General features: G+C 29.2%; 23 protein-coding genes. 3 read left to right on the top strand and 20 right to left on the bottom strand.

All coding sequences use genetic code 11. From position 1 onward, the window contains the following. From IO99_RS04305 to IO99_RS04270, 8 genes are all read right to left on the bottom strand, one after another. A partial coding sequence (locus IO99_RS04305; RefSeq protein WP_051823913.1) for an AAA family ATPase occupies positions 1-2,510 on the bottom strand: 2,510 nt, incomplete at its 3' end. A 555-nt stretch (positions 2,511-3,065) separates the two neighbouring features. Continuing rightward, the gene (locus IO99_RS04300) at positions 3,066-4,130 is read right to left on the bottom strand and encodes a glycosyl hydrolase family 18 protein (RefSeq protein ID WP_035130718.1); all 1,065 of its coding nucleotides are present in this window, start codon (positions 4,128-4,130) and stop codon (positions 3,066-3,068) included. Positions 4,131-4,146: 16 nt separating this feature from the next. Then, entirely contained in the window at positions 4,147-5,829 is a 1,683-nt protein-coding gene (locus IO99_RS04295; protein ID WP_035130717.1) for a polysaccharide deacetylase family protein, read from the bottom strand. Next, complete coding sequence (locus IO99_RS04290; protein ID WP_242844085.1) at positions 5,819-7,558, bottom strand: glycosyltransferase family 2 protein; 1,740 nt, start codon at positions 7,556-7,558, stop codon at positions 5,819-5,821. Before IO99_RS04290 ends, IO99_RS04295 begins: the two co-directional genes overlap by 11 nt. A 177-nt stretch (positions 7,559-7,735) precedes the next feature. Further along, positions 7,736-10,303 carry a polysaccharide deacetylase family protein gene (locus IO99_RS04285; RefSeq protein WP_035130716.1) on the bottom strand — a complete coding sequence of 856 codons (2,568 nt, stop codon included), beginning with the start codon at positions 10,301-10,303 and terminating at the stop codon, positions 7,736-7,738. 288 nt (positions 10,304-10,591) lie between these two features. Beyond that, complete coding sequence (locus IO99_RS04280; protein WP_035130715.1) at positions 10,592-10,906, bottom strand: cupin domain-containing protein; 315 nt, start codon at positions 10,904-10,906, stop codon at positions 10,592-10,594. 38 nt (positions 10,907-10,944) lie between these two features. Next, positions 10,945-11,670 (bottom strand): permease, encoded by a 726-nt coding sequence (locus tag IO99_RS04275; RefSeq protein WP_035130714.1) that lies wholly within the window; start codon positions 11,668-11,670, stop codon positions 10,945-10,947. Next, positions 11,667-12,149, bottom strand: a complete 483-nt coding sequence (locus IO99_RS04270) for a permease (RefSeq protein WP_035130713.1) — start codon at positions 12,147-12,149, stop codon at positions 11,667-11,669. The genes IO99_RS04275 and IO99_RS04270 overlap by 4 nt, the downstream gene beginning before the upstream one ends. A gap of 98 nt (positions 12,150-12,247) precedes the next feature. Here IO99_RS04270 and IO99_RS04265 point away from each other — a divergent pair, with 98 nt between their 5' ends. Then, positions 12,248-12,907: a Crp/Fnr family transcriptional regulator gene (locus IO99_RS04265; RefSeq protein ID WP_198028556.1), complete on the top strand. Its 660-nt coding sequence runs from the start codon at positions 12,248-12,250 to the stop codon at positions 12,905-12,907. A 42-nt stretch (positions 12,908-12,949) separates the two neighbouring features. Here IO99_RS04265 and IO99_RS04260 read toward each other — a convergent pair whose 3' ends face one another. From IO99_RS04260 to IO99_RS04245, 4 genes are all read right to left on the bottom strand, one after another. After that, positions 12,950-14,152 (bottom strand): ABC transporter permease, encoded by a 1,203-nt coding sequence (locus IO99_RS04260; RefSeq protein WP_035130711.1) that lies wholly within the window; start codon positions 14,150-14,152, stop codon positions 12,950-12,952. Then, a complete protein-coding gene (locus IO99_RS04255) occupies positions 14,153-14,824 on the bottom strand; it encodes an ABC transporter ATP-binding protein (RefSeq protein ID WP_035130710.1) in 672 nt (223 codons plus the stop codon). It abuts the gene before it with no gap. A 2-nt stretch (positions 14,825-14,826) separates the two neighbouring features. Further along, on the bottom strand, positions 14,827-16,044 hold the full coding sequence (locus IO99_RS04250; RefSeq protein ID WP_035130709.1) for an HlyD family secretion protein: 1,218 nt from the start codon (positions 16,042-16,044) through the stop codon (positions 14,827-14,829). A gap of 76 nt (positions 16,045-16,120) precedes the next feature. Then, positions 16,121-16,531 (bottom strand): hypothetical protein, encoded by a 411-nt coding sequence (locus tag IO99_RS04245; RefSeq protein ID WP_035130708.1) that lies wholly within the window; start codon positions 16,529-16,531, stop codon positions 16,121-16,123. 278 nt (positions 16,532-16,809) lie between these two features. Between IO99_RS04245 and IO99_RS04240 the strand changes: the two genes are divergently transcribed. Then, complete coding sequence (locus IO99_RS04240; RefSeq protein WP_035130707.1) at positions 16,810-17,277, top strand: hypothetical protein; 468 nt, start codon at positions 16,810-16,812, stop codon at positions 17,275-17,277. Positions 17,278-17,406: 129 nt separating this feature from the next. Next, positions 17,407-18,585, top strand: coding sequence for a clostripain-related cysteine peptidase (locus IO99_RS04235; protein WP_051823912.1), 1,179 nt, complete (start codon positions 17,407-17,409; stop codon positions 18,583-18,585). A gap of 114 nt (positions 18,586-18,699) precedes the next feature. Here the strand turns inward: IO99_RS04235 and IO99_RS04230 are convergent, their stop codons facing one another. From IO99_RS04230 to IO99_RS04195, 8 genes are all read right to left on the bottom strand, one after another. Next, positions 18,700-19,023, bottom strand: coding sequence for an alpha-helical endospore appendage domain-containing protein (locus IO99_RS04230; protein ID WP_035130706.1), 324 nt, complete (start codon positions 19,021-19,023; stop codon positions 18,700-18,702). A gap of 107 nt (positions 19,024-19,130) precedes the next feature. Continuing rightward, on the bottom strand, positions 19,131-19,619 hold the full coding sequence (locus IO99_RS04225) for an alpha-helical endospore appendage domain-containing protein (RefSeq protein WP_035130705.1): 489 nt from the start codon (positions 19,617-19,619) through the stop codon (positions 19,131-19,133). Between the two features lie 218 nt (positions 19,620-19,837). Next, entirely contained in the window at positions 19,838-21,034 is a 1,197-nt protein-coding gene (gene megL, locus IO99_RS04220; RefSeq protein ID WP_035130704.1) for a methionine gamma-lyase, read from the bottom strand. A 274-nt stretch (positions 21,035-21,308) separates the two neighbouring features. Continuing rightward, positions 21,309-22,556: a sigma 54-interacting transcriptional regulator gene (locus IO99_RS04215; protein ID WP_035130703.1), complete on the bottom strand. Its 1,248-nt coding sequence runs from the start codon at positions 22,554-22,556 to the stop codon at positions 21,309-21,311. Positions 22,557-22,662: 106 nt separating this feature from the next. After that, positions 22,663-23,391: an HAD-IB family hydrolase gene (locus IO99_RS04210; RefSeq protein WP_035130702.1), complete on the bottom strand. Its 729-nt coding sequence runs from the start codon at positions 23,389-23,391 to the stop codon at positions 22,663-22,665. Between the two features lie 172 nt (positions 23,392-23,563). Beyond that, positions 23,564-24,295 carry an ATP-binding cassette domain-containing protein gene (locus tag IO99_RS04205; RefSeq protein ID WP_035130701.1) on the bottom strand — a complete coding sequence of 244 codons (732 nt, stop codon included), beginning with the start codon at positions 24,293-24,295 and terminating at the stop codon, positions 23,564-23,566. Positions 24,296-24,316: 21 nt separating this feature from the next. Then, the gene (locus tag IO99_RS04200) at positions 24,317-25,222 is read right to left on the bottom strand and encodes a glycine betaine ABC transporter substrate-binding protein (RefSeq protein ID WP_035130700.1); all 906 of its coding nucleotides are present in this window, start codon (positions 25,220-25,222) and stop codon (positions 24,317-24,319) included. A 3-nt stretch (positions 25,223-25,225) separates the two neighbouring features. Beyond that, positions 25,226-25,867: an ABC transporter permease gene (locus IO99_RS04195; protein ID WP_035130697.1), complete on the bottom strand. Its 642-nt coding sequence runs from the start codon at positions 25,865-25,867 to the stop codon at positions 25,226-25,228. Positions 25,868-26,013 lie beyond the last annotated feature (146 nt).

Here is a 26,013-nt window from a genome sequence, read left to right as displayed (position 1 = left end):
TTTAAAAAATCTTCCATCTCTTTCTTATATCCAGCTAGAATAATAATTATTTCTCCTCTATAATCTTCTATAAGTTTAACAAGAGTATCTATTGATTCCTTTCCAAAACCACTGTTATCATTTGCTAATGCATAGGCTTCGTCAATAAATAAGATACCTCCTAAAGCAGATCTAAATACCTCTTCAGTTTTCTTAGCTGTTTGTCCTGCATATTCAGCCACTAATCCACTACGATCAGTTTCTATTAAATGTCCTGATTTTAACAAACCCATCTCTTTAAACATATCTGCAACAAGTCTTGCTATTGTTGTCTTTCCAGTACCTGGATTCCCACTAAAAATCATGTTCAAAGCTTGTGATGTATCTACAATCATTCCTGCTTTTCTACGTTTTTCTTGTGCGATTGATAATTTATATTGAGTTCTCACAAACTCTTTAACATTCTCAAGTCCAATAATCTTAGAAAGACTTTCCTCTAAATTAAACTTACCTACTTCTTCAAATTTAAAATCTTCGTAACATAATAAGTCCATTGGTGCATTAGTATCTACTATCAATCTCTTAGATTGATTAAGTATAGCCTTTTCTATTACATTTCTAGCAAGACGACCATTTCCGCTATCATTTTTGCCCTTAATTTGATTTTTTTCAAATAGTTTAATAAGTTGCTCTTTACAATCCTCAGAAACCTTATATCCTTTAGATTTTGCTGTAATAAATGAAATTTCATACATTTCTTCTGGTTTATAGTCTTCAAAATTAATTACATTTGGAAAGCGTGATTTTAAACCTGAATTAGTTTTCAAAAAATCTTCCATTTCTTCTTTATATCCAGCCAAGATAACAACTAAATCCTCTCTGTTGTCCTCAATTCCTTTAACTAATGTATCTATGGCTTCAAGTCCAAAGGTATCATGCTTATCTCTACAAAGAGCATATGCTTCATCAATAAATAGAACTCCTCCCAAAGAAGATTTTATAATATCATTGGTTAATTTTGCAGTCTGCCCAACATATTGACCTACAAGATCAGCTCTAGTAACTTCTCTTAATTGACCTTGTGATAATATTCCAAGAGCTTTTAGATATTTAGCAACTATCCGTGCAATTGTGGTTTTACCTGTGCCAGGGTTTCCTGTAAATATCATGTGCATTGAAATATTAGTAGCCTTAAATCCAGCATTTTCTCGTAACTTTTGAATTTTAAAATTATCTTCAAGCCCAAAAATATACTGCTTTACAGATTCAATCCCTACTATACCTTCTAATTCTTTTTTAACATCATCAATACCGCATACATTCTTTTGAGGCATAATATCAATTAACTTTATAAATTTATTATCAATTTGCATCATTATTTCACCATTATTAACTGATAAAAATACATTATTATCTTCAATGGTATTTTTTAATTTAAATTCTGCTAATGGCTTATGTATATTAGAATCAACAAAATCTCTCATACTACTTATTCCAGATACAACTTTATATTTTGATATAATTAGCTCAGAAATAGCATCTTCATAGCTTATATTCATTGAAAGATTTTTACTGCATTTTATCTTTAGATCTTCAATCAGTATCAATGATATCTTTTTAAGTTCCTCATAATTAAAATTCTTAGTACGAAGTATGTCTCCTATGCAATTCATAAATTTTGTTCCAAAAATATTCAACATATCATTTTCAGATTTCTCTGATACAAAAATAAAGTACTTATTATTTGAACTTATCTCACTTATTGAATTTTGCAAAAGCATTCCATTTGATTCAACAAGATTGTTATTTTGAAATACATATCTTGAACCAAGGGTATATTTACCAGTGATTGTTAATGATTCTATTACATCAATAATACTAGAATGACACTTATCACAATTATCAAACATTACAATATCAGATTCTCCATATAAACATTTATATAAGTCAGATAAAAATACTTCATAATCCGAAGATGTAGCATACAAAGAGAGGTCTATTTTTAAAATATTATTACTACTAATAATCCTCCTCTTTTTAAGAATATCTGCAATATAAGATATACTACTATGTTTTCCTGTACTTTTATTTCCAAGAATAATAATAGCATTCTTAGGTTTTAAGTTGTCATATCCTGTTATAAATGGACGCTTAAATGCAGTACAGAGATTATCTAGATAATCTGTTTGTCCTACAACTAAGTTTCCAATTTCTTCTCTAATACTACTAAATACATCTACTATATCATCAGTCTTCACTTTAGAAGTATCCTTGTGTTGATATGTTGCTACATTTCCACTCTGAGATTCATCTAATTTATTAACTAGATTCTGTTTAGTAGTTTTGTTCATCTCACTGAAATTCTTTTTAGAATAAGTATTACCCTCACTATTTACATGTTCCATATTTTGAATTTTCTTTTCCTTATTACTTTTATTTGGCATTGCTATAAATCCGTGTTCCTTTACAGTTTCAACTATCTGTAACTCTGGAAAAAGAAAACCGATTATATCTTTCCTGTTGAATTTCACTTCTTTATACCCCCCTATTTACTTTTTATAGTCTGTAAATATCTAGTTTTAAAATTTTATACTCTATCTTTTAAAATTTAATTGCATATGTTCACAAAGATTATAGATTTTCTCAATACCGAAAATATATTGTTGCAGCATACTACTTTACTAATATACTTTCATAAAATTAACACACTATTTTAATCCTATATAATTATATGAACCACATTAATTATAGTTTCTAAAAATATCCTTTGTCAAATAAATATAAATTAGGTTATCCACCTTACACTTACAAAAAATATTTGGCATCTGAAAATAAATAATAAGTCAAAGATGGGAAGTATATTTTGAGTTAGGCAAGGAAACAGGTTCCGCAGATAGTAGCACTATCTAAGGGTTCTGTTGACGCAGTATAACACAAAATAGACGAGCATTCTGACTTATTTATTTTTTGAAGATGCCTTATATAAAAAAAGTGATATCCCTTCAAATTTATTATCTGTAAGAATATCACTCTTTTTATCTATGAAATTTCTATATATTATTACTTTGAAAATTCTATATTATAAACTAATGAAATGCATTTCCACCAAGTCTCCAAAGACTGATGCCATAGCCTTTTTCCTTTATAACTTGCATCCATGAGTTTAATGTATTTTTATCTGCATACCACACCTCATGTTCAATCCCATCCTCATCAGTGTACTTGAACACTATGCATTGGCTTTTATTGTCTCTTTCCTCTTTTGCACTATATTCTTTTACTAAATCTTTAGCTTCTACTTCAGATAAGGAAGTTACCTTTCCATCTGAAGCCCAATTAAATCCACCTGTAGCAATGGCAAAATTTTTACTTCCTGGTACTCTTTCCATCTTATCCATCAATTCTTTTATGAACTGAAGATTTGCTTTTTCTCCCGGTTCACTATATCCTCCATGTAGATTGTAACACATCATAACATAGGTCGGACCCTCTATAAACTCTAGAGCATCAAAAGGGATATTAGGTTCTAATATGACTCTCAATTTTAACCCAACTCCATTACATTCACCATATAGCTCCTTAATAAACAATAAGTAATTATTCCATAATTCCATATCATCCTTAATTTGTTCATAGTCAATTTCTATTCCATTAAAACCATACTGAGATGCTAACCTTATTATATCCTTAACATGTTTACTTCTTAAGATAGAATCTGTGAGCAACGTCTTTAAAAGTTCAATATCCTTTAGTGATGAAGTTCCATCGCTATTTATTTTATCATTAACAATAGTAAGATATTTAGTATAGTCCTCATCCTTTGTTCTATTATAATAATCTACTAATTGCTGTGGCATTATCAGTTCATTGTTGGAATCAAAATAAGCTGCAAAATATGAAACTTCCTTTAACTGCTTATCTAAAGACTTAACTTCTCCATTAACATCTAAATCCCAATAAGTGATCCATGCTGATAAGTTATCTATATTTTCATCAAATATCTTTTTATCCTCAATTGCAGCTGTTTCTCCAACCTGTACTTTATTGCTATTTTCCAAGGGATTTTTTTCTTTTGAACAACCATATAGAAACATACTTATTATTAAAGTCAAAGTAATAATAATCCAAGTATTCTTTGCTCTTTTACCCATTTAACACCTCTATAATCTATAAATATTTAATAAACCAGTCTATAATTTTATCAGTAAAATATCTAAGGGAATAAATTATACTATCAACTCCCTTTAGTGAGCTGTCATACAATTCATTATCATTAACATCAGTTATCCTAAACTTTTTAAATACACCATCATATACATCATCTGCAATATTCCTTTGACTATATCCATATTCTCCCCATGCAGACTCTAAATAAACACTTCCCTGATTCTCATTAGTTACATCCAAATCTTTAGCTATATTAGTACCATCAATGTCTACACTAATTTTATCATTAACTAATTTTATATCAACCTTTCTGCTTCCTCCATCTCTTATATCAAATTTTTCTTCTTTATTTTTACTTAAGTCTAGTGAGAATATGACATTAGAACTACCTTTTGAATTTTCAATAATACTTATTACATTATTCATAAGTCTAACACATAAACTATCACTTTGATCATCATTAGCTCGCAAATAAATACCTTGAGAACCTATGATATTCCCATTTAATATTGTTGACACCTTAACATCCTTATAAATATCACTATTTAAAAGTTTAAGAGTACCTTTTCCTTCTGATAAAGATGTTAATATAATAGTATCATCCTTAAACTCTGCTTTTCCTGATACCTCTTTAAATTTACTTGCCTTTTCTTTATCTCCAATTACAAATTTAATATCCTGCTTCGTATCATCCCAAATTCTCATTAGCAAATGATTGGTTGACCAATAGGACTGTGGTTGAATTCTAGTTAAATTATAGATTGAACTATCTATTGTATTTAGCGAGAAACCCTCCCTATTAAAATTCATATTAAATAACTTTTTAATCCATTTACCATTTATTTCGCTTACCTTGTCATTAGTACCAAACTGACCTGTATTAGAATGCATTAAGGCATATAATTTAGGAACTTGACTAATTTCATTAGTATAAACTTTAGATATAGCCTTATAGTCACTATCAATCCGCTGTTTCATTTCTTCATAGGATTCTGTGGGAATATTATACTCATCTCTAATATAATCCATTAAATAGTGATTATAATCTCTCTCCATACTTGAAGCTGATTCTGCAAACTCAACTGAATTTAAATTACCTAAGTAGTTTGAATCTTTATCAAATACATTTATGTATTCAAGTCTATACCCATTTGTACCTAATTCCCAGTAAGAGCTATCTACTAACTCTAATAGCTCATTAGAACTTAAAAATTTCGAGTCTTCCTTTTCAAATTTATCAGCATAAGTTAGCATAGTTGCTTTTAAATTGTATTCTTCTATGATTTTCTGAGAAAATATTGCTGTATCTCTTCTTCCATCTTCAAATAGCAAAAATAGTGATTTAGGCGGTAATGCCTTACCTTTTAAATAATAATCCACTACATCCTTTTGAGTAATTGTTACATATCCGTTATCTTTTAATGCTTTAAGCTGTTCATCCAATCTTTTTGCACTTATTAAGGTATCATTTCCTGTTCTATCTACACCAAAATATGATACTGCAATGAAGCCACTATCTTGATTATTACTTACCTTAGATGAATTGTAAGGCTCATATACAGAGAATGAAAATAAAGCTTTTATAATAGCTATTAACAATATAATTAAAATAACTCCTTGTAATATACCTCTAGCTATCTTAATCCTATCTTTCTTTTTAGGAGAAAAAGTATTACTTTTCATTGTTTTTCCCTCCTTTTTTCTTAAGCTTGCTGGAAGTAGTTCTCTGCTCCTTCTTCTTTTGAGCCTTTATATCACTGGGAGTCATTCGCGTGCCCCATGTGGACTTCCAAAAGGTTACCCATGCAATAGGCATCTGCCACAATAATACTGCCTCATAATAAATGCAAAATACCATACCAAAAACCCATGTAGTACTTTTTCTAAGAAACATTTGAGCAAAACTCATCATTAAAGCCATCATCAATATTCCTACTAAGAAGGTTGTTGGAAATATCTTATGGATAATTGGAACATAAATTAAGTTATATGTAACAACTATTGGAGCAACAATAGGAACTACTACACCCATATAAAAGAATACTGCCATAAAAGGCTCCTTTTTCCACATAAATTTACCTGCGATTATTGATTCTCTTAGCCATGAACGCTTCCACCTCATTTGTTGCTTAAGAAATATTTTATATTTATTAGGTACAATGGTAGAACAGATAGCTGTATCTTGATAACTTGTTCGATGGCCTTTTAACACAAAATTAGTCATAGCACGATCATCTCCAAAGGTTGCCTTCTGACCTAAAAACCTTTGATTTAACCATGCATCCATATTGTCTAGGATTATTTGTTTTTTATAACAAGCTAATGGTCCTGATAAACAGGTAACAGCATCAAAATAAGCCTCTGCTGCTTTCATAATTCTAAAGGCTATGTAATAACGCACTGATTGCATCTTTGTTAATACATTAGTGTATGTATTAGCCACATCAGTCCTTCCTGATACGCCTCCCATTTTGGGATCTTTAAAAGGTTGAACTAAATTTCTTATAGCAAAGGGATCTAAAAAGCTATCTGAATCAACAAATACAACTAAGTCATGTTTAGCCTCCTTAACTCCTCTGCATAAAGCATCCCTTTTACCTAGATTATTTTCTTGCACAAAATATTTTAACCTATGTTTTGTTTCAAATCTCTCTGCTTCACTACTTAACCTCTCAATAGTTTCTTTAATTTTTTCTACAGACTTATCATTAGAACAATCATCTACTACTATAACTTCCAGCTTGTCTATAGGATAATCTTGATTTATGCAACTTAGAATTGTTCTTTCAATCCACTCTTCTTCATTAAAGCAAGGAATAATAATAGTTACTCCCGGTGTATAATCCACATCTATTGGAATAGGTTTATATAACATTCCAAATAAATATCTACTAAGCAAAAATACTGCTGCAATAATACTATAAAGGTATATCCATTTATTAAATTTAAAATATATAATACTTTCTGCACGCATTAATATAATAAATAATGTAATAAATAATAAAAGAAAACTAGAAGTAACAAGTACATATCTATCTTTTTTTCTACTTGAATACTCTGACAAAATTTCTATAAACTCTATTCCACAGATAATTTCTCCTTCAGATGTTATAGAATCTCTAACTTTTTCACCTTTAATTTTCACTTTCATTTCATAGCCCTCAGGCATAGAACCAGGTAATATTTTAAATTTTAACTTTATCTCCTCAGCATTATTTATTATATTTAATTGTGTTTCATCTTTTAATTCTAACAAAAGCCCCGTGGTAGAAATGTCTATAGATTTTACTAATAACTTTTTATTTCCTTTGCTGCTTTTACAAATAACTTCCACATCCGTTTTCATTACATATCTTATACCAGCATTCTTACTCATTATAAAACCACTTGGGTCTTCTTTATGGTCATCCAAAAGTTGATATCCCCTACGGTCAATATTATCTCTAATTTCTTCCTTATCAGGAACATTTGATAATAACCGTCTATCTTTACGTGGATTTAAAAGGACATCACGGGTTTCATCTTTTTTTTATTTTTTTCATATAGTATCTAACCTCATCTTTAAACTCCTCATATGTTACAAAAATTATTATTCTAAATAATCGCTTAGCTTTGCAATTTTATACTTTGTTCCGTATACTCCATTCTCATTATTAGTTAAGAAAATATCTAAGGCTTCTGCGGTATAATAACTTTGATTGTTCATGTGCATTACTATAATATTCCCTCTACCTTTGATTAAACTTTCTTCTAATGAATGAACAATTTCTTGGGAAGAACTACTTTCATAATCATGAGTTGAAATATTTCCATTAATAGAATATTTAAATCCACTTTCAAAAACCTGTGCTAGCCCTTCCTTTTTAACAAGTAAAGTAGGTGGTCTAAAGTATGTTCTTAATGAATTTAAATCACCTATAACATTAGCCATAGCATCATAGGATTTAACTAAAGAAATCTCCAATTTATTCTTGTTTGTATCTAAAGTTTCATGATTATAGTTATGACTTCCAATATCGTGACCATTAAATGCAATGGTTCTAAGTAAATTAGGATTAGCATTAGATACATCTCCGTTAGTATCAATGTACTTTGATATTACAAAAAAGCTTCCTTTTACTTTATGTTTATTAAGTACATCTAAAATCTCATTAACCACAGGATCTCCTCCCCAATCATCGAAGGTAAAGAATATTACATCTTCACCATTGGTATCAATAGTCCCTGTCTTATCCATTAAAACCTGTTCCTCTTCACTTAAATCACTTAAATCCACATATTTATTACCTATGTAATTAGATTTCATCATAGATAAAGCTTCTTCATAAGACCTCCTAATTAATGAGTTAATATTATCCGCCATCCTATATCTCCCTAATTGAGAAGCTGATTCCATAGTGTGTTGCAATTCACTTAAAGTCTCAACAGAATAATTCAATGGCTTTTCAACTAAAACATAGGATTGTGTTGCTTCATTATACTTATTAGCATGTCCATTTTTTACATAGTTAGCGGTAATTAATTCAATAATATTTGCTACAGTATTCTTATCTTCAAATAAATCTGAGTCTAGCCTAAAGTAAACAATCTCACCTTTTCTTAATGACATATAAGTATTTAAATTAAGATAATCTTTTACAACTTCTTCTGCATTCATGTTTTTATATTTATGATTAATAGGAGATTTAGAATAAGTAAACAATTCATAACCCTTAATACCATGAATTTTATTAATAACAGATAAAGCTTCTTGAACCTCAACATCAACATAACCATATCCAGGCATGTATGCTTTAGTATTTACACCAATCTTCCTTAATAAATTATCTACTTCATATATTTCTTTACAAATCTCTTCTGTAGATTTGTCTAATAAACTTGAGCTAACTGTTATTCCTCCATTGCCAATTTCATGACCTTTCTTTAATATGTTAGCAATTCTATCTGGATATTTTTCTATTTCATCCTTAGTAACAAAGAAAGTTCCTTTAGCCTTTATTTTATCTAAAGAAATTAAAACTGAATTTAATGCAGTTTCATTACCTAATCCTCTAAAGGTATAAGATAATGCTTTTTTAGTAGTGTAAAACTCTGAAATATTAGGAGCCAGGTTACCATTATTTTTTTCTATTAGCTCCTTAAAGTTCACTAAATCTGAAGAATTTTTTACTTCACTATTTCCTTGTGAAGTATTTTTTTCTTCTTTATAACTTTCATCTATATAAATCTCATCTTTATTTGACATATTTTCAGATGATGAAGTTTCATCATCACTTTTCATTCCTACTAATTCATTCACTTGGACAACAGTTATTTTCTGTTCATCTATGGCCTTCAACAACCATTCTACAATTTTAACAACAGTTATTTCTTCTCTTTCATCCTTAGTAGATTCATCTATCCCTGCTTCTTTATCTATAGCTGGCTTTTCCTCTTCTTTTTCTCCTTCATATTCAAAATCATCAAGAACACCACTAACCTTAATGGAAATAATTGTGCCCTTATCTAATTTATTTACATAATTCTGAGCCTGCCCATAATCCTTGAAACTTTGATAGCTAAGATAATGATCACTGTGAATCACATACTTATTACCTGAGGCGTATGCTGCCTCTAGGACTTCATCAGTATATGTGGTAGATTTACACTTTAGTAAATTGGGTTTCTCCTTAATTATAGTTTCTATTATCTTATTACCACGACAAAAATCAGTAATTAATTCTTTCTGAGATAACTTTTCCATATGCCTAGCATCTGAAAGAGTTTCGCTTCCTACTACATGTCCCGCTTTTTTAATGTTTTTTACTGTGGTGGGGTCTTCTCCAGCTTTAATACCTGGAATAAAAAAATTTGCTTTTACACCATACGCATTTAATAATTCCACTATTTTTCCCATAGTATTAGCATCACTAATTCCTTCAAAGGATAGAGCTAGTACATTAGAAGAGGTTTTTGCATTAGTTATAACTTCAGCTTGTTTTTTACTACTTAGTAACTTTAATGCATCCTTTATCTCTGCTGATGCATCATACTTATTTTTATTGTTTTTAATCATATTTTCAGTATGATTATTCTTTATGTAACTCTTATATGTAAAGGCTCCTAATACTACAGCCACGGTTATAATTATTGTGATGATAATCCAATTTTTCTTCATATTATTTCTTCTCCATGTATTTAAGACTTTATTTTTATTTTAACTTTAAGAATAACTTATTTCAACAAACAATAATTATCCATTATAGAAATTAAATACATTTATACCACAATATTTTATTATGAATAAATTTATTATTACTTAGGCTCTGTTGAAAATTACAGTAATAGAATAAAAGCTATTGAATATTACATTGAATATTCAACAGCTTTTTCAACTTGTTCAATTATTTATTTTAAATTGAGTAAATTATATATATTAATTAAAAGCTTTTACCCTATTGTGTAATTATTTAGATGGAGCAGGTGACTTTACCACAGTTAATTCTAAAATTTCATCATGTTTATTACCAACATTCATCTTAGTTTTAAATGGTATTTTTAATATAGTGCCTTCTTTGTATTCATGAATTTCTTGGTCATCTAATACAATTGATAACGTGCCTTTTAGTACAGCCATATATACATTAGAATTTGAAAAATGCTCTGGAAGTCCTTCTCCTTTATTAAAAATCATGTGTAAGTAATGAACATTTTCATCTGAAATAAGCATTTCAACTGTTCTACTATCGCTATTAGTCATTTGATAAATTTTTTCAACCATTATAAATTTCTCCTTTATATTTTTATTTTTGTAGTATATTATTTATACTTAATTGCCTTTGCAGGACATTTATATATAGCTAGTTTAATCTTTTCACTTTCTTGTGATATTAATATATTTTTATTTACCTTTGCTTTTTTATTTTCTAATATAAAATCTTCTGATGCTATCCTTGTACATAATCCACAACCAATACAAAAGTCCTCTTCTATAATTAGTATTGCATCTTCCTTTTCTATAATATCTTCTTTAGGTAATTCTTCTTTTTTAACAAATCTTGAAGTTATAATTGCCATTATAATAATAGATATTGTAGTTAAACTCCATCGAATCACCATAAATTTAGGACCTAAAAACTTAGATTCATTTGCTAACATCGGAATCTTAATTACTGCCCAAGCACTTAAGATTATTACTATATTTGCTATACTGGCTCCTTTTTTTATAAGCATCTTACATACAGGAAAAGCTGCATAAATAGGACCTGCTGAAAAACTACCTAGTAAAAAGGAAAATATATATCCTTTAACCCCTGAACCTTCACCTAGTGCATTTTCTATAGTTTTTTTAGGAACCCATCCCTCAATGAGAGATGTTAGTAGAAGTATTACTGGCATTATTATAATCATTTCTTTCACATAATATAAGCTATTATTTAAAGCTATAATTCCTTTATCCGGCATAAAAATCAATAAAAACAAATAAGTTAAAATAACAAAAGTTAATAATATATTATCTTTTACTTTTTTAATAATTAAGCTCATATTATCACCCCCATGAAAAGTGCTATAACCACAGCAAATATAAAGCTTAATGAGTTTCTAATCAATGCAAACTTAACACCAAATTCTCTTTTTTCAAGAGGAAATGTAACAAAACCAACCATGGTAAGAGTTGTTAAAAATGCCACTATAGGAACTATACTAGCTCCTGCATTTACTAGGGAACCTACCAGTGGAAAAGCAACAAAAGCTGGTATTAAAGTGATGCTTCCTACAAATGCAGAAATAATTGTAGAAATAAAAATATTAGATTGCCCTAAATAATATTTAATTGTATCTGGTGGAATGAATGTAAGTATTAATCCTATAAGAAAAAGTATTCCTATAATTTCTCCTATCATGCTTTTCATTAGTCCCGTTGACATTTTAATGGAGTTAAAAGTTTTCTTTTTATCTTTAATTATGGACCAAATAAACCAAGTCAATGTAATTACCCAAAGAATTATTGTGAAAATATCCATTTTATTCTCTCCCTTCAACATCTTTACTTGTATTATAATTTGTTTTAATATTATAATCAGTTACCAAGGTAACTAATTTTGAAAAAGGGGAAATAATAATGATAGATTTTATTTCTATTCTTGAAAATACAGAATTATTTAAAGATATTTCTTTGAGCACTATTAATCATTTATTTGTACAAGATTCTTTCAATATAAAAACTTATAAAAAAAATTCCGTAATTTATTTTCAAAATGAAAAATGTGTTACTTTTGATATAGTCTTGAAAGGAATTGTCTCTGTACAAAGCACTGATGAGAAAGGAAACTATATTTCAATAAGTGATTTTACTATCGGCAGTGAACTAGGAGGAAATCTTCTTTTTTCCCATAAAAACTTTTATCCAATGATGGTTCTAGCCAAAACGGAAGTAACACTTATACACTTAAAAAAAGATTTAGTTTTAAGCCTCTGCCAAAGTAATACTACTTTTTTATCTAAATTTCTTCACTCCATCTCAGACAAAACCTTAATTTTAACAGATAAAATAAAAACACTTTCTCTTAAGTCTATAAGACAATGCATAATTGACTTTCTAATGTATGAAAGCTATGTTCAAAAGAGTAATATAATTAAACTAGAAGTAACTAAAAAGGATTTAGCAGAAAAATTCGGGGTACAAAGATCCTCATTATCCCGTGAATTAAATAAAATGAGAAAAGATGGGTTAATAGAATACGATGCATATTCTATTACCATAGTAAACCTTGATAAATAGATAAGTGGTAGACCTTTATATTTAAAAAGTCTACCACTATTTTTATTTTAGTATATCAATGGTATTTGCACTCGCAGCCTTATTAGCAGGAATTATACTAGATACTATACCTATAAATATGGAAATTCCTATAGCTACAGATGCAGTAAATAGACTTGGGATTATTGCCATATGCATAAAATAAGATATGATATTAGCAATTATTATTCCAAATACATATCCTATCACTCCACCAGTGACAGTAATAACAACTCCTTCTACTAAAAACTCTCGCTTTATATCTTTTCTTCTGGCTCCTATTGATCTCTTAATTCCAATTTCTAAAGTTCTCTCAGAAACAGAAGTATAAACCATGTTCATAACCCCTATTCCCGCAATAAATAATGATATTCCAGCAACTCCAGCAATAAATAAAGTTAATGTATTTAGTACTGAACCCATGATTTTTATTATTCCACTGGTATCCATCACCATATATTCTCCTTCAGCTTTTTTAGAGCCTTCCTCATTAAGGGTGTTTTCTATACTCTTAATAGTATCCTTAACATTTACTCCATTAACTAAGGTAATGCTCATGCCTTGAACTACATCACTAGAAGGGAAAAACTTATCATAGGTATTCTTTGGAATTTGAATATCTGGTTTAAAGCTAAAGCTAAATTCCTCATCTTCATCAGATTCTATAATACCTACAATTTCAAAGGTAATACCCTTTAAGGTTGCAATACCTCCAATTAACTCTTCTTTTTCTCCAACCTTATCACCAATTACGCTTTCTCTTAATACCATGGTTCTTGTTGAATTTTCATTATCTTTTTCACTTAAATTTCTTCCTATAATCTTTGGAGAATCAGTTTTTTCTACCTCTGAAGCCATTCCTTGAATGGTAGCTCCCCTCACCTGTAAATCTACAAGCTCACCATATTCATTGCTAGAATATATATACTCTACTGATTCAATTCCTTGTAATCTTTCTACAGCTCTTTTATCATTATTATTAAAACTATTTCCTGTAGCATTAATATGTTCCGCATTTGATGGAGTAAACATGGCATTTAATACAACTTTACCTTCGTTTTCCCCTGTAAAGTCTTTTATAGTTTTATTCTTATACCCCTCACCTAATGCAACTATGGTAATTACTGCTGCTATTCCTATTATTATACCTAACATAGTTAAGAAAGATCTTTTTCTATTTCTTATAAGATTTCTTAAAGCAGAAAAAATTAGAACACTAAGCTTCATCTAAAATTCTCCTTCCTTAAGCTCACCATCGAAAATAGACATTACTCGATTAGCTTGTCTTGCTACATTTATATCATGGGTGATTAAAATTATAGTAATTCCTTCATCATTAAGTTCTTTAAACATACCCATTATTTCCTTAGATGTATGGCTGTCTAAAGCACCTGTAGGCTCGTCTGCAATTATTATATCCGGATTATTAATTAATGCTCTAGCAATGGATACCCTCTGTTGTTGTCCTCCTGATAATTCAGTAGGATACTTATTTATTTTACTCTCAAGATTAACCTTTTTTAATAGTTCTACAACTCGCTTCTTGGTTTCCTTTATTCTATGACCTCTATAAAGCATAGGTATTTCAATATTTTCTTTTATTGAAAGCCTTTTTATAAGGTTAAAATCTTGAAATACAAATCCTATCTTTTCATTTCTAAACTTACTTAAAGCATCATCTGAAAAAGAACTTATATTTTTATCTAAAAATGTGTAACTTCCATCAAACTTTTTATCCAGCAATCCTAATATTTTCATAAGTGTTGATTTTCCTGATCCAGAGGGTCCCATTATTGCTAGAAACTCACCCTTATTTATCTCTAAATTAACATTCTTTAATGCCTGAAGAGTTTCATCCCCCGTAACATAAAACTTATTTATGTCTTTTAATTTAATCATAATTATTTGCTCCCTTCTAGTACCGTAGAAGGATTTTTAATCAACCTATCTCCTATCCCTATAGCTCCATCTAATAAATAATACTTATCATTTTCTAAAGTTGCTTTTATTTCTATATCTTCATAAGATTCGCCTTTTTCCTTAAGTATATGTATCTTAGAATCTTTTTCATATACATAATCTTTAGGTATTTCTATTCCTTTGTAATTGCACTTAACCTCTAAGCTAAACCCTATTCTGATACTCTTTTCTGGTTTTATGTAAAAATTGTATCCTGTTGTAGTTCTTCCTGGTTCTTCAATAGGTAGCTCGTCAATTTCAGTTATAGTACCTTTAATATATTCTCCACTACTAATAACCTTTAACATTACTTCATCATCTATTTTTAAATTCTTTACATCAAATTCAGAAACTTCTGCTTTAACTAAAGGCTCTTTAGATATTATTCTCATATAGGCTACAGTTGGATCATCTATACCCTTGCTATTTACTTTCACTACTCCATCTATATCTGCAATTATATCTTTACCTATTTTTTTCTTTAAAATATCCCTTTCAGTTACTATTGACTTGTTTCCCTCTTCATAACTTGCTACTTCAGTTTCTATGCCATTAACTTGACTCCTTAATATTTCTATTTGTTGAGAAACTTCTAGTTGCTTACCTTCAAGGACATCTTTTGTTTTCAATAATTCATTATATTGACTTTGAGCTTCTTTTTCTTGTGATGTACTAAGCTTAGATATTTCACTCTGAACTTTATTTAGTTCACCACTTATAGCATTTAAATCTCCTTGTAGCTTATTAATGCTTGAGTTAACTTTATCCTTTTCCTTCTTCACTCTAGATACTTTGCCATTATTTGAAGTTACTTCCCTATCATATTGTGCTATTTGATCTTCAACTGCAGTATTAAGATAAGAAAATAATACATCGCCTTTCTTTACCTCTTGTCCATCTTTAACTTTTATATCTTTTAATTCTCCTTGTGACTTATCTACAATAATAATTTGTTCATCACTTATAATACTAATACCATTAAATTTTAATGTTTCTTCTCCTTTGATTTCATAACTATCTTCATGAGTAATTGTTGTCTTCTCTTTTGGTCCTTTTAACTTTATAGCAATTATTACTGCTGAAAGTATTATAAATAATACTACTGCAATGACAATCAGTATATACTTTTTCTTCTTTGAAAGATTGAAATCCATCTTCAAATTCTTCACTCCTTGTCCTATTTTATAATAAATAAAGAAGATAGAACCTATCTTCTTTATTTACTACACACTAATTTTATACATTCATTGTATTTTCTACTTCTTCATTATATTTTATTTTTTTAAGTAGGCTGAATACTATTAGATATGATATTACAATGCTTATTATTCCACCAATTATTATACCTATTGCTATTGGTCCCATACTAAAATCTATTGTAATTAAATTTACTAGAAATGTCACGGGATAGTATACTGCCAAAGCATATACCGCCATCTTTTTCCACATAAAAATACCTATAGAAATAAGAATAATTATTATTCCCAATATAACTGAAAACACTACCATTCCATTGCTAAGGGCAAGTTCTGGATATATTTGGGCTGTATTCTTATTTGTAAGTGGAGTAAAAAGCGAATTAATTCCTCCAAGAATGTAAAGTACTAACACTAATGTAGTCCAAAATCCCCTTGTCTTTTTTTCCATTTTATAATTCCTCCTTATATAATTATATAAAATAATTTCTAATATTATTTTAACAGAAACTTATACTTTTTTATATAATTTACTTAAAATTACTATTTTAATACCTGAAATTATGAGAATGGGGATAATATTTATATTTTGGGATTTATGATAAATTTATATTTAAGGGATGAATAAATAATTTTTCATGAATTTATATAAACATCTAGTACCATTGATAGTTCTCCTTAATATAATAAATTATAACAATGATTTTTTCTCAAAGGAGGGAAAATATTATGGCAGATTCAGTGGAGCTTAATGGTATAAGAATAACATTAGTTGAAGGTTATCCAATATGTGTAAATAATGTTCAGACATGGAGGTATAGGGTTGAATTTGTTGCTTGTCCACCAACTCCTGGAATTAGCAACTTTGCTTTCCAACTTTGCAACCCACAGCATAATGTGATTAATTTCACTCCTATAGAGGGAGCTGAATATACTCCTAATAATGCTCAGCCATGTCTTTCTAATATAGGAGCAACAAGACAGATGAAGTGGAATAGAAATAATGAGAATGTTGTTGGTGAATACCAATTTTCACTACAGGGATGTTTTCAAACTACTCAAATAAATGTTGCAGTTCATGCTGGTAGAATTTGTGACTTTGGAATTATAACTGGACCTGATTGTGAATTGTTACCACCACCAAATGGTAATTCAAGGGGAATTGATTTTTCTATATTAAAAGAATCAATGAACTAATATTTAATAGAAAGTTCTCCCAACCTTGGGGGGCCTTTCTTTATTGAATCTTAAGTTATTTATTAAGAAATAATATAATACATAGTAGAATTCTATGTTAGGATAAAGCAATAGAAAGGAGGTATACAATTGAGTAATTGGACAATATTAATTTATGCTAATGGAAATAATGAACTTGAACCAGAAATATATGAAAGTCTAATAAATTGTGAGAAAGTTGGTTCAAATGATGATGTAAATGTTATTATGCAAATAGGAAGAGCTAACAGAAAAATTGCAGAGATAATGAGACCCAATGAAATTTTCACCGAGGAAAGTGAACAATGGTCTGGAGTTAGACGTTATTATATATCTAAATCAAATTCAAGACTAATTCAAGACTTAGGTAAAATAAATATGGCAGATCCCAATAATTTATATGATTTTATTAAATGGGGAATGGAAAGTTATCCATCAGAACATTATATGGTGGCACTTGGTGGACACGGAATATCTTTTGTTGGAAATACAACAGATTTAACTCAAGAGGTACCTTACATGATGGGTACTCCTGAAATGTGTAAAGCTATTGACTTAATAAAGAATTCTATGGATGTAAAAATTGACATTTTAGTTCTTGATATGTGCTATATGAACTCCATAGAGATCATTTATGAGTTTGGAAAAAGTAAAAATAACGTAGTGTCAAATATACTAACCTATATTGGCGAAGGTCCTTTTAAAGGATTACCCTATGACACTATTATTGAGTTAATACAAAATTACAGTGATTTTAATAATATAGAAAAAATTTTAGAAGATGTGATAAACATTCTGAATTTAGATACCATAGCATTTCAAATAAATCATGAAAATTTAGAAAGTATAAAGAATAGATTTAGTAATTTAGCATATTGCTATTTAATCAACAAGGATAAATATAAGCTAAATCCTTTCCACTTATTCACAAAAACCAATCCTAATTATCCATGGTATAATATAATAAATGAATTAAATGAAAGCTTAGCCTCAATAATTATTCATCATAAAAACAACAGCAATAATAAGGAATCCTTAATAAAAGTAATCTGCGAAGAACTTGGTAGCTTAATTAATATTTATAGTAAACTAGCCTTTATTAAGAATAACTACTGGATAAATCTTTTATCTAATAAAAAAATTGGTGACAAAGTAAACTACTATGATAATTTTGATTTAAAGCCTATGAAGTTATCAAAGGAAGGTATTTTATACTCAATATTAACAACTAACCCAACTCTAAGTATAGAAAAAGCAGAATCAATCATTAATGAAATTTTTTTCGTATAAAAAGGTTCATCCTGAATTTTCAGAATGAACCTTTTTTTAAACAAATAAAATATAATATAGAGGCAAGGTTCTTTTAAAGAATCTTGTCTTTATAAAAAACCTTATATAATTTTTTTACTCTTCATTACCATTTGGACATGGACAAACGTCATCTCCAGTACCTACATTATATAAAGCATTACCTAATTGTATCTTTTGAAAAATTATTGTCTCGATATCTCTAATTGCTTCGAATGCATCTGTTGCATCTCTATTTACTTGAATTAACTCAGCCGGTGTAATCTCTGGTGTATCTGCAACTAGTGGTACTAATGCCTCTATCTTTTCACTTTCTGCTTGAACAAATGATGCAAGTCCAGCTTCCATTAAAGCTCCTGATAACATTAATTTTTTTCCTATTACACAAATTGGTTCACAATTTAATACTGGTGCTCCCATTTTTTTACCCCCTAAATTTATCATAACTAGTTTTTTAATATGAAATTTACTGTTTATTATATTGTATAAACAATATATTATAAGTGTTACTCCATTGTAAAAATCTTTTAACATATATATTGCATTTTGCTTCTATTAATTAGAAAAATTACTAAAATAACATTAAGTATTAAATCATAGTTTTCATCATCACATGAGTTATTTGAGCTAGGAGGAATCGGGCAGTGGCAATTTTTCATTGACATCAACTCTTTTCCTACTTTGATTTTTTCAAAAATAGATTTTTCAATTATTGCAATATGACAAAGGGTACTCTTAATACATTTGTTAACTTCAATCAAATCCTTGCCAGTAATTTTATCACAGCAACAATGATTTTTCTTAGCCTTATCTATAAGACATTCAATCTTCTCACTTTCACATCTTAAAAATTGTGCAAGTCTTCCTTCCTCTTCCGCACCTAAATTGATTAATTCTAATCCTAATTCATAGGGTGTCTTTCTACAACATTTTTTACAATTATTCATATATATTATAAGAAAACTAAATATGAAAAATATACCTAACCCATTACCATCCTCTTGTAAAGCAAACATATACTCACTTCCTTTGTTTATAAACATTAGACTTGTTTATATATATTATGCAAATAATATTAGTATTGATACCTTGCAAACAGTATCTCTTTGCTTTACCATTTTATACTAAATAAACAGAGTTTTTTTCTTAGAAGGAGTTCGCAGGATAAAAAATGACTTGCAACTATAAATCTTACAGTTGCAAGTCATTTTTTAATATTATTTTACTATTTATTCTATGAAATAGACTTTAATGCCTTATCTAAATCATTTATTATATCTTCCACATTTTCAAGACCAACAGCTATTCTTATTAATCCATCACTAATACCAGCCATTTCTCTTTCTTCCTTAGTATATGGAGAATGTGTCATTGATGCTGGATGTTGAATTAAAGTTTCAGCATCTCCAAGACTTACTGCTATTGTACAAAGCTCTGTACTGTTTATAACTTTCTTACCTTCTTCGATTCCACCTTTTACCTCAAAAGCTATTACAGCTCCTGGTAAAGACATTTGCTTTTTAGCTAATTCATATTGTGGGAAGCTTTCTAAACCTGGATAATATACTTTTTCCACTGCACTATGTCCTTCTAAAAATTTAGCTACTTTCATAGCATTTTCACAATGTTTTTCCATTCTTATTTCTAGAGTTTTCATACCTCTAATGATTAAAAATGCATCAAAAGGACTTAAGCTAGCTCCTGTCATATCCTTTACACCAAATAATCTAACATTCTTTATAAATTCGCCACTTCCAACTACAAAACCAGAAATTACATCTCCATGACCATTTAAGAACTTTGTTCCTGAATGAATTACTACATCAGCTCCAAATTCTAATGGTCTTTGAATATATGGAGTACAGAAAGTATTGTCAACCATTACTATACAATCCTTATTCTTGTGAGCTATCTTACTTATAGCTTCTATATCTGCAACTTCAAGGTTTGGATTTGCTGGTGTTTCTAAATAAACTACCTTGGTATTGTCTCTCATAGCCTGTCTTACTTCTTCAAGTTTAGTAGTATCTACAAAAGTTACCTCAACCCCATATCTGCTTATTCCATGATTTAAATAAGCATAGGTACATCCATAAAGAGTTTTTGCTGCTACCACATGGTCTCCAGCTTTTAACACTGTCCAAAATGCTGATGCAACAGCTCCAATGCCAGATGCAGTAGAAATTGCTGCCTCTGCACCTTCTAGCATTGCTAACTTCTCTTCCAATTGAGTATTTGTTGGATTTCCAAGTCTTGAATATATATATCCACCTTCTTCAAGAGCAAATCTTCTACCACCTTGCTCTGCAGATTCGAAAGTAAAGGTTGCTGTTTGATGAATAGGAGTAGCTAAAGCACCAAATTGATCCTTAACGTGTCCACCATGAATTGCTCTAGTAGCAAAGCCCATTGTTTTTAAATTATTCCCCATTAATTTGACCTCCCAATATAAATATTTTCACAATAATATATAGCAATTCTAGTGCCAAATTAAAGGTAATTTAAGTGATACTTAGATCTAGGTGAATATAGTTTTACACAAAGCTTTAATAACAAGGAAAGGAGAATCTCATTTATTTTTATAATATGCAACTCTTAATATTTATACTAAGTTATTGTAAATATTTCTTTACTTATCAGAATTTTTTTGTAAATATTTCTTTACATCTGTAAATTAATTTTTACAGATGTAAATATAAAAATACTTAAATTTTTATATTGTATTTATTAATTTTATTCATTATTGTAGTATGAGAAACTTTAAGTACACTTGCAGCTTTTCTATAACTCTTGTAATTATCTATAGTTTTTTTAATAATTTCTTTTTCACATTTCTCCATTATATCTTTTAATGGTAGCTGCAAATATTCATCAGATTTTTTATCTATAATCTCTTTAGGACCATAGCTATAAATATCATTCTTAAAATTAATGAAAATGTCCTCTGCAGTTAATATATCCCCTTTGCATAAATTCATTGCTCTTTCTATAACATTTTGTAACTCCCTAACATTGCCAGGCCAATGATATTTCATTAACTCGCTAATGAAATCAACATCAGCGCCCTTTATATTTTTATTTAATTTATAATTTAACTTATCTATAAAGAACTGTACAAAAAGTGGAATGTCCTCTAATCGTTCCTGTAATGTTGGAATATACATAGGAACTACATTTAATCTATAATATAAATCTTCTCTAAAAGTTTTATCCTTAATCATGTCTTCAAGATTATTATTAGTCGCAGCTATGATTCTTACATCTATGGCTTCTTCTTTATTACTACCAATTTTTCTAATTTTCCCTTCTTGTATCACCCTTAATAACTTTGCTTGGATAAACATAGGCATTTCTCCTATTTCATCTAAAAATAAAGTTCCTCCACTAGCTTCTTTAATAATTCCATCCTTTCCACCTATCATTGCACCTGTAAAACTTCCTGGCTCATATCCAAACAATTCACTCTCTAATAAGGTTTCTGGTAATGCTGCACAGTTAATAGCAATAAAATTCTTATTACACCTAGGGCTTATATCATGTATTGCCTTTGCAAAAATTTCCTTACCTGTACCACTTTCACCTCTTAATAATACCGTTGAGTTGCTCTTTGCAATAGTCAAAGTCATATTTTTAACCCGCTCTATTGCCTTGCTTGTACCAATTATGTTCTTGAATTCCCTATCCTCTATCGAATCTATTATAGCTTTTAACTTTTTTTCTTTCTGTTCATAATATAATAACTCCATTTCTTTAACAGAAATAATATCTTTAATATTACAAATCTCTTTCATTAGTTCCTTCTTTAACCCATCTTCCATGTCCTCAACCTTTACACATACCTTTTGAAAAAACACTTCCATAGAAATTAAGTTAATTTTCCTATTGTAAATTTTCTCTAATATCTCTACTGTAATCCCCAATCTATCTCTTGTAATTATCTCAAATCTAATCATACAAATCCCCCTTTTGTAAGAAAGTGTTATGTTTAAAAGTGGCGTTACAAGACTTCTATTGTAACGCCACTCAAGCTATACCCTAAATTGTAAAACTTTCTTTTACTTAGATTAACTCTAAATTATTAATATCTAATTTATAAATAACATCTTTTCGTTCCACTATAACATTGATTTTATTCTTTACTTCTTCATTTTCTATTATCTTTGAAATTAGTTCTTTAGTTGGATTTATAGCATATGGATTTCCTACAGATTTAAACATAGTTAAATCCCCAGAAGTATCTCCGTAAGCATAACTTTTACTTAAATCTATATCATATTTTTCTTTTAACTCCATTAAAGCATTTTCTTTACTTATAGAATCCCACATTGGAATAATTTCACCTGTATATTTCCCACTGTCATCGGCTTTATAAATGGTACCCCTAAAATCGTCCATTTCATATTTTCCCGCCATCTCTCTTACAAGCTCTATAGGAGATCCAGAAATAGCAATTACAACATGGCCTTGTTCCTTATGCCATTTAATTTTATCCCTAGAAAATGTATATACCCTATCACCTTTCTGATTAATCACATTTCTAGCTATATGTTCTATATGTTCTTTACTCAAACCCTTAGTTGCCTCAATATAAACGTCAATCATTTTAAGTAAATAGGTATCATAATCCCCTTGTCTAATATCCCACTTGGAAAAAGCTGGCCTAACTTCATTATACCATTTATCTTCTTCAACTAACTCATATTTTATTATTTTTTTAAAAACTTCTGTTATTAAACCTTCTCTATAGATAGTTCCATCTATATCAAAAAATGCTGCAATCTTTCCCATATAAAGCCCTCCTTAAATGACATTTCACCTCTACACTTTTGTTAGTAGATTTACTTCTTCAAACAAATATAAGAAGAAGTTTCCATTATAATATTTTATCTACAATAACATATTTATGATTTAAAGTCTAGTATTCATGCTCGTTATACCCTTAACTTTATTATATTTATTATCATCTACCAATTAATTTTTTTACGAAATCAGTTTTAGGATTATCTATTATTTCAGCTGGTGGTCCAATTTGTATTATTTTCCCCTTATCCATGACAAGCACTCTAGTTCCAAGTTTTAATGCTTCTTTGATATCATGAGTAATAAATACAATGGTTACATTGACCTCTTTATAAATACGTAAGATTTCTTCTTGCAATAACTTTCTAGTTATTTCATCAACTGCACCAAAGGGTTCATCCATAAGTAATATCTCTGGTGATGCAGCTAGGGCTCTTGCAAGACCAACTCTTTGACGCTGACCTCCTGAAAGTTCACTTGGATAACGGTCTAACGTATCTTCACTTAATCCAACAACTTTTATTAGCTCTTCAACTTTAGACGCTATCTTTCTTTTATCATCTTTCTTTATTAGATTAGGTACATAAGAGATATTTTTCCTTATATTCATATGTGGAAATAATCCAACTCCTTGGATAACATACCCAACTCTTCGTCTAAATTCTATTTGATTCACCCTCGATATATCCTCTCCATTTACATGTATCTTTCCTGCCTCTGGTGTAAGTAATCCATTTATCAATTTTAGTACCGTAGTTTTACCACAACCTGAACTACCTATTATCGTTAAAAATTCTCCTTTATTTATCTTTAAATTAAAATCGTTTAATATCAAGTTATTACCATATGCCTTTGACACACTTTCAAAATGTATAATATCTTGTTTTTCCATACATTTCTCCCTCTGCTATAATTACTTTAATAATCCTTTATTTATTAGGAATTCTTTTGCCACTTCTCTTTCATCAAGGCCATTTCCATCTACTTTATGATTTAATTCTGCCATTTCTTTATCAGTTAGTATATTTTCCATTTTAGTCAGAACCGCTTTCAATTCTGGGTATTTCTCAAGGACCTCTTCACGTATAACAGTTCCGCAATAATAAGTTTGATAGAAGTTTTTATCATCTTTAAGTACTACTATATCTGAACTGGCAAGTTGGCCATCTGTTGTGAATATATTCATTACATCAATTTCCTTAGAATTTATAGCTTCATATTTAAGACCAATATCCATATCTAACGCCTTTTTAAACTTTAATCCGTAAGTAGAACATAATGCATCATATCCATCTTCTCTTTCATAAAAGTCATATTCAGCTCCAAATATAAGCTCTGGTGAATATGCTGCAAGATCAGAGTAAGTCTTAACATTATACTTTTCTGCAATATCTTTTCTTATTACTAGCCCAAAAGTATTATTAAATCCATACAATCCAACCCACTTTAAGTTGTACTGACTTTCATATTTTTCTGTAAGCTCCTTATATAAGGTTTCATCATCCGGAATTCTCTCTTCTTTTAGTACAAAGCTCCAACCAGTTCCAGTATATTCTGGGTAAAGATCAAAATCACCCTTTACAATGGCAGGGTGAATATTACTTGTGCCACCGCCTACTCCTTTAGTAATTTCAGCCTCCAAATCAGTATTATCTTCGATAAGTAATGCTAGCATCTCACCTAAGATAAATTGTTCAGTCATTGGTTTTGTTGCTATCTTAATGGTTTTGCTTTTACTTGAACATCCTACCATAGAAACTACGAAAATAAATAACAATAATAGAGAAAACTTTTTACAATATTTCTTTAAATTTTTCATGAATTATAATAACCTCCATTTCCTTTTAATAATTTTATCAATACTTCCAATAATAAAATCAAATATCAATGCTAGTAAAGCTATTAATAAACTTCCTGCAATAGTCATGGTTTTATTATTTGTAGTTATACCTCTATAAATTGCCACTCCAAGCCCACCTGCCCCAATAAATGAAGCAATACCGCCAAGAGCAATTGTCATAACTACCATATTTCTAAGTCCCGATAATATCACTGTAGTAGCAAGAGGAAGTTTAACTTTACATAATATTTCAAAAGGTGTACTACCCATTCCTTTTGCAGACTCAATTATGGAAGGATCTATATTTTCTATACCTGTATATGTATTTCTAACCATTGGTAAAAGTGCATAAATGGTAAGGGTTATTACTGCTGTAGTATTTCCAATACCTGAAAAAGGAATTAAAAAACCTAGAAGTGATATAGATGGAATTGTATAAACAAAATTTGTTATACCAAGAATAAATGGAGATGTCTTTTTATACTCACTAATAAAAATTCCTAATATTAACCCTATTATTGAAGCTATTAATATAGATATTCCTGAAATTTTCAAGTGTTCCATTGTTAGCTTTAAGAAAAATTGCCACCTATCAATATATAATAGAAATACCTCTTTTATCATTTCAACCTCCCCCAATTTTATTCTTTATTAATGCAAATTTAAATACACAAAAAACTCTCCTTTTTTATACATATTCTTCAAAAAAGAAAAAATTCTCTAAAAATATCTTTTAGAAAATTTTTAAATCTTATATTTCTTATATTTCA

Origin of the sequence: Clostridium sulfidigenes, assembly GCF_000732635.1 — a bacterium.
In the GTDB taxonomy this organism is placed as follows: domain Bacteria; phylum Bacillota; class Clostridia; order Clostridiales; family Clostridiaceae; genus Clostridium_J; species Clostridium_J sulfidigenes.
The sequence above is the reverse complement of the archived record's forward strand: the minus strand, read 5'-3'. Positions and strand labels throughout refer to the sequence as shown.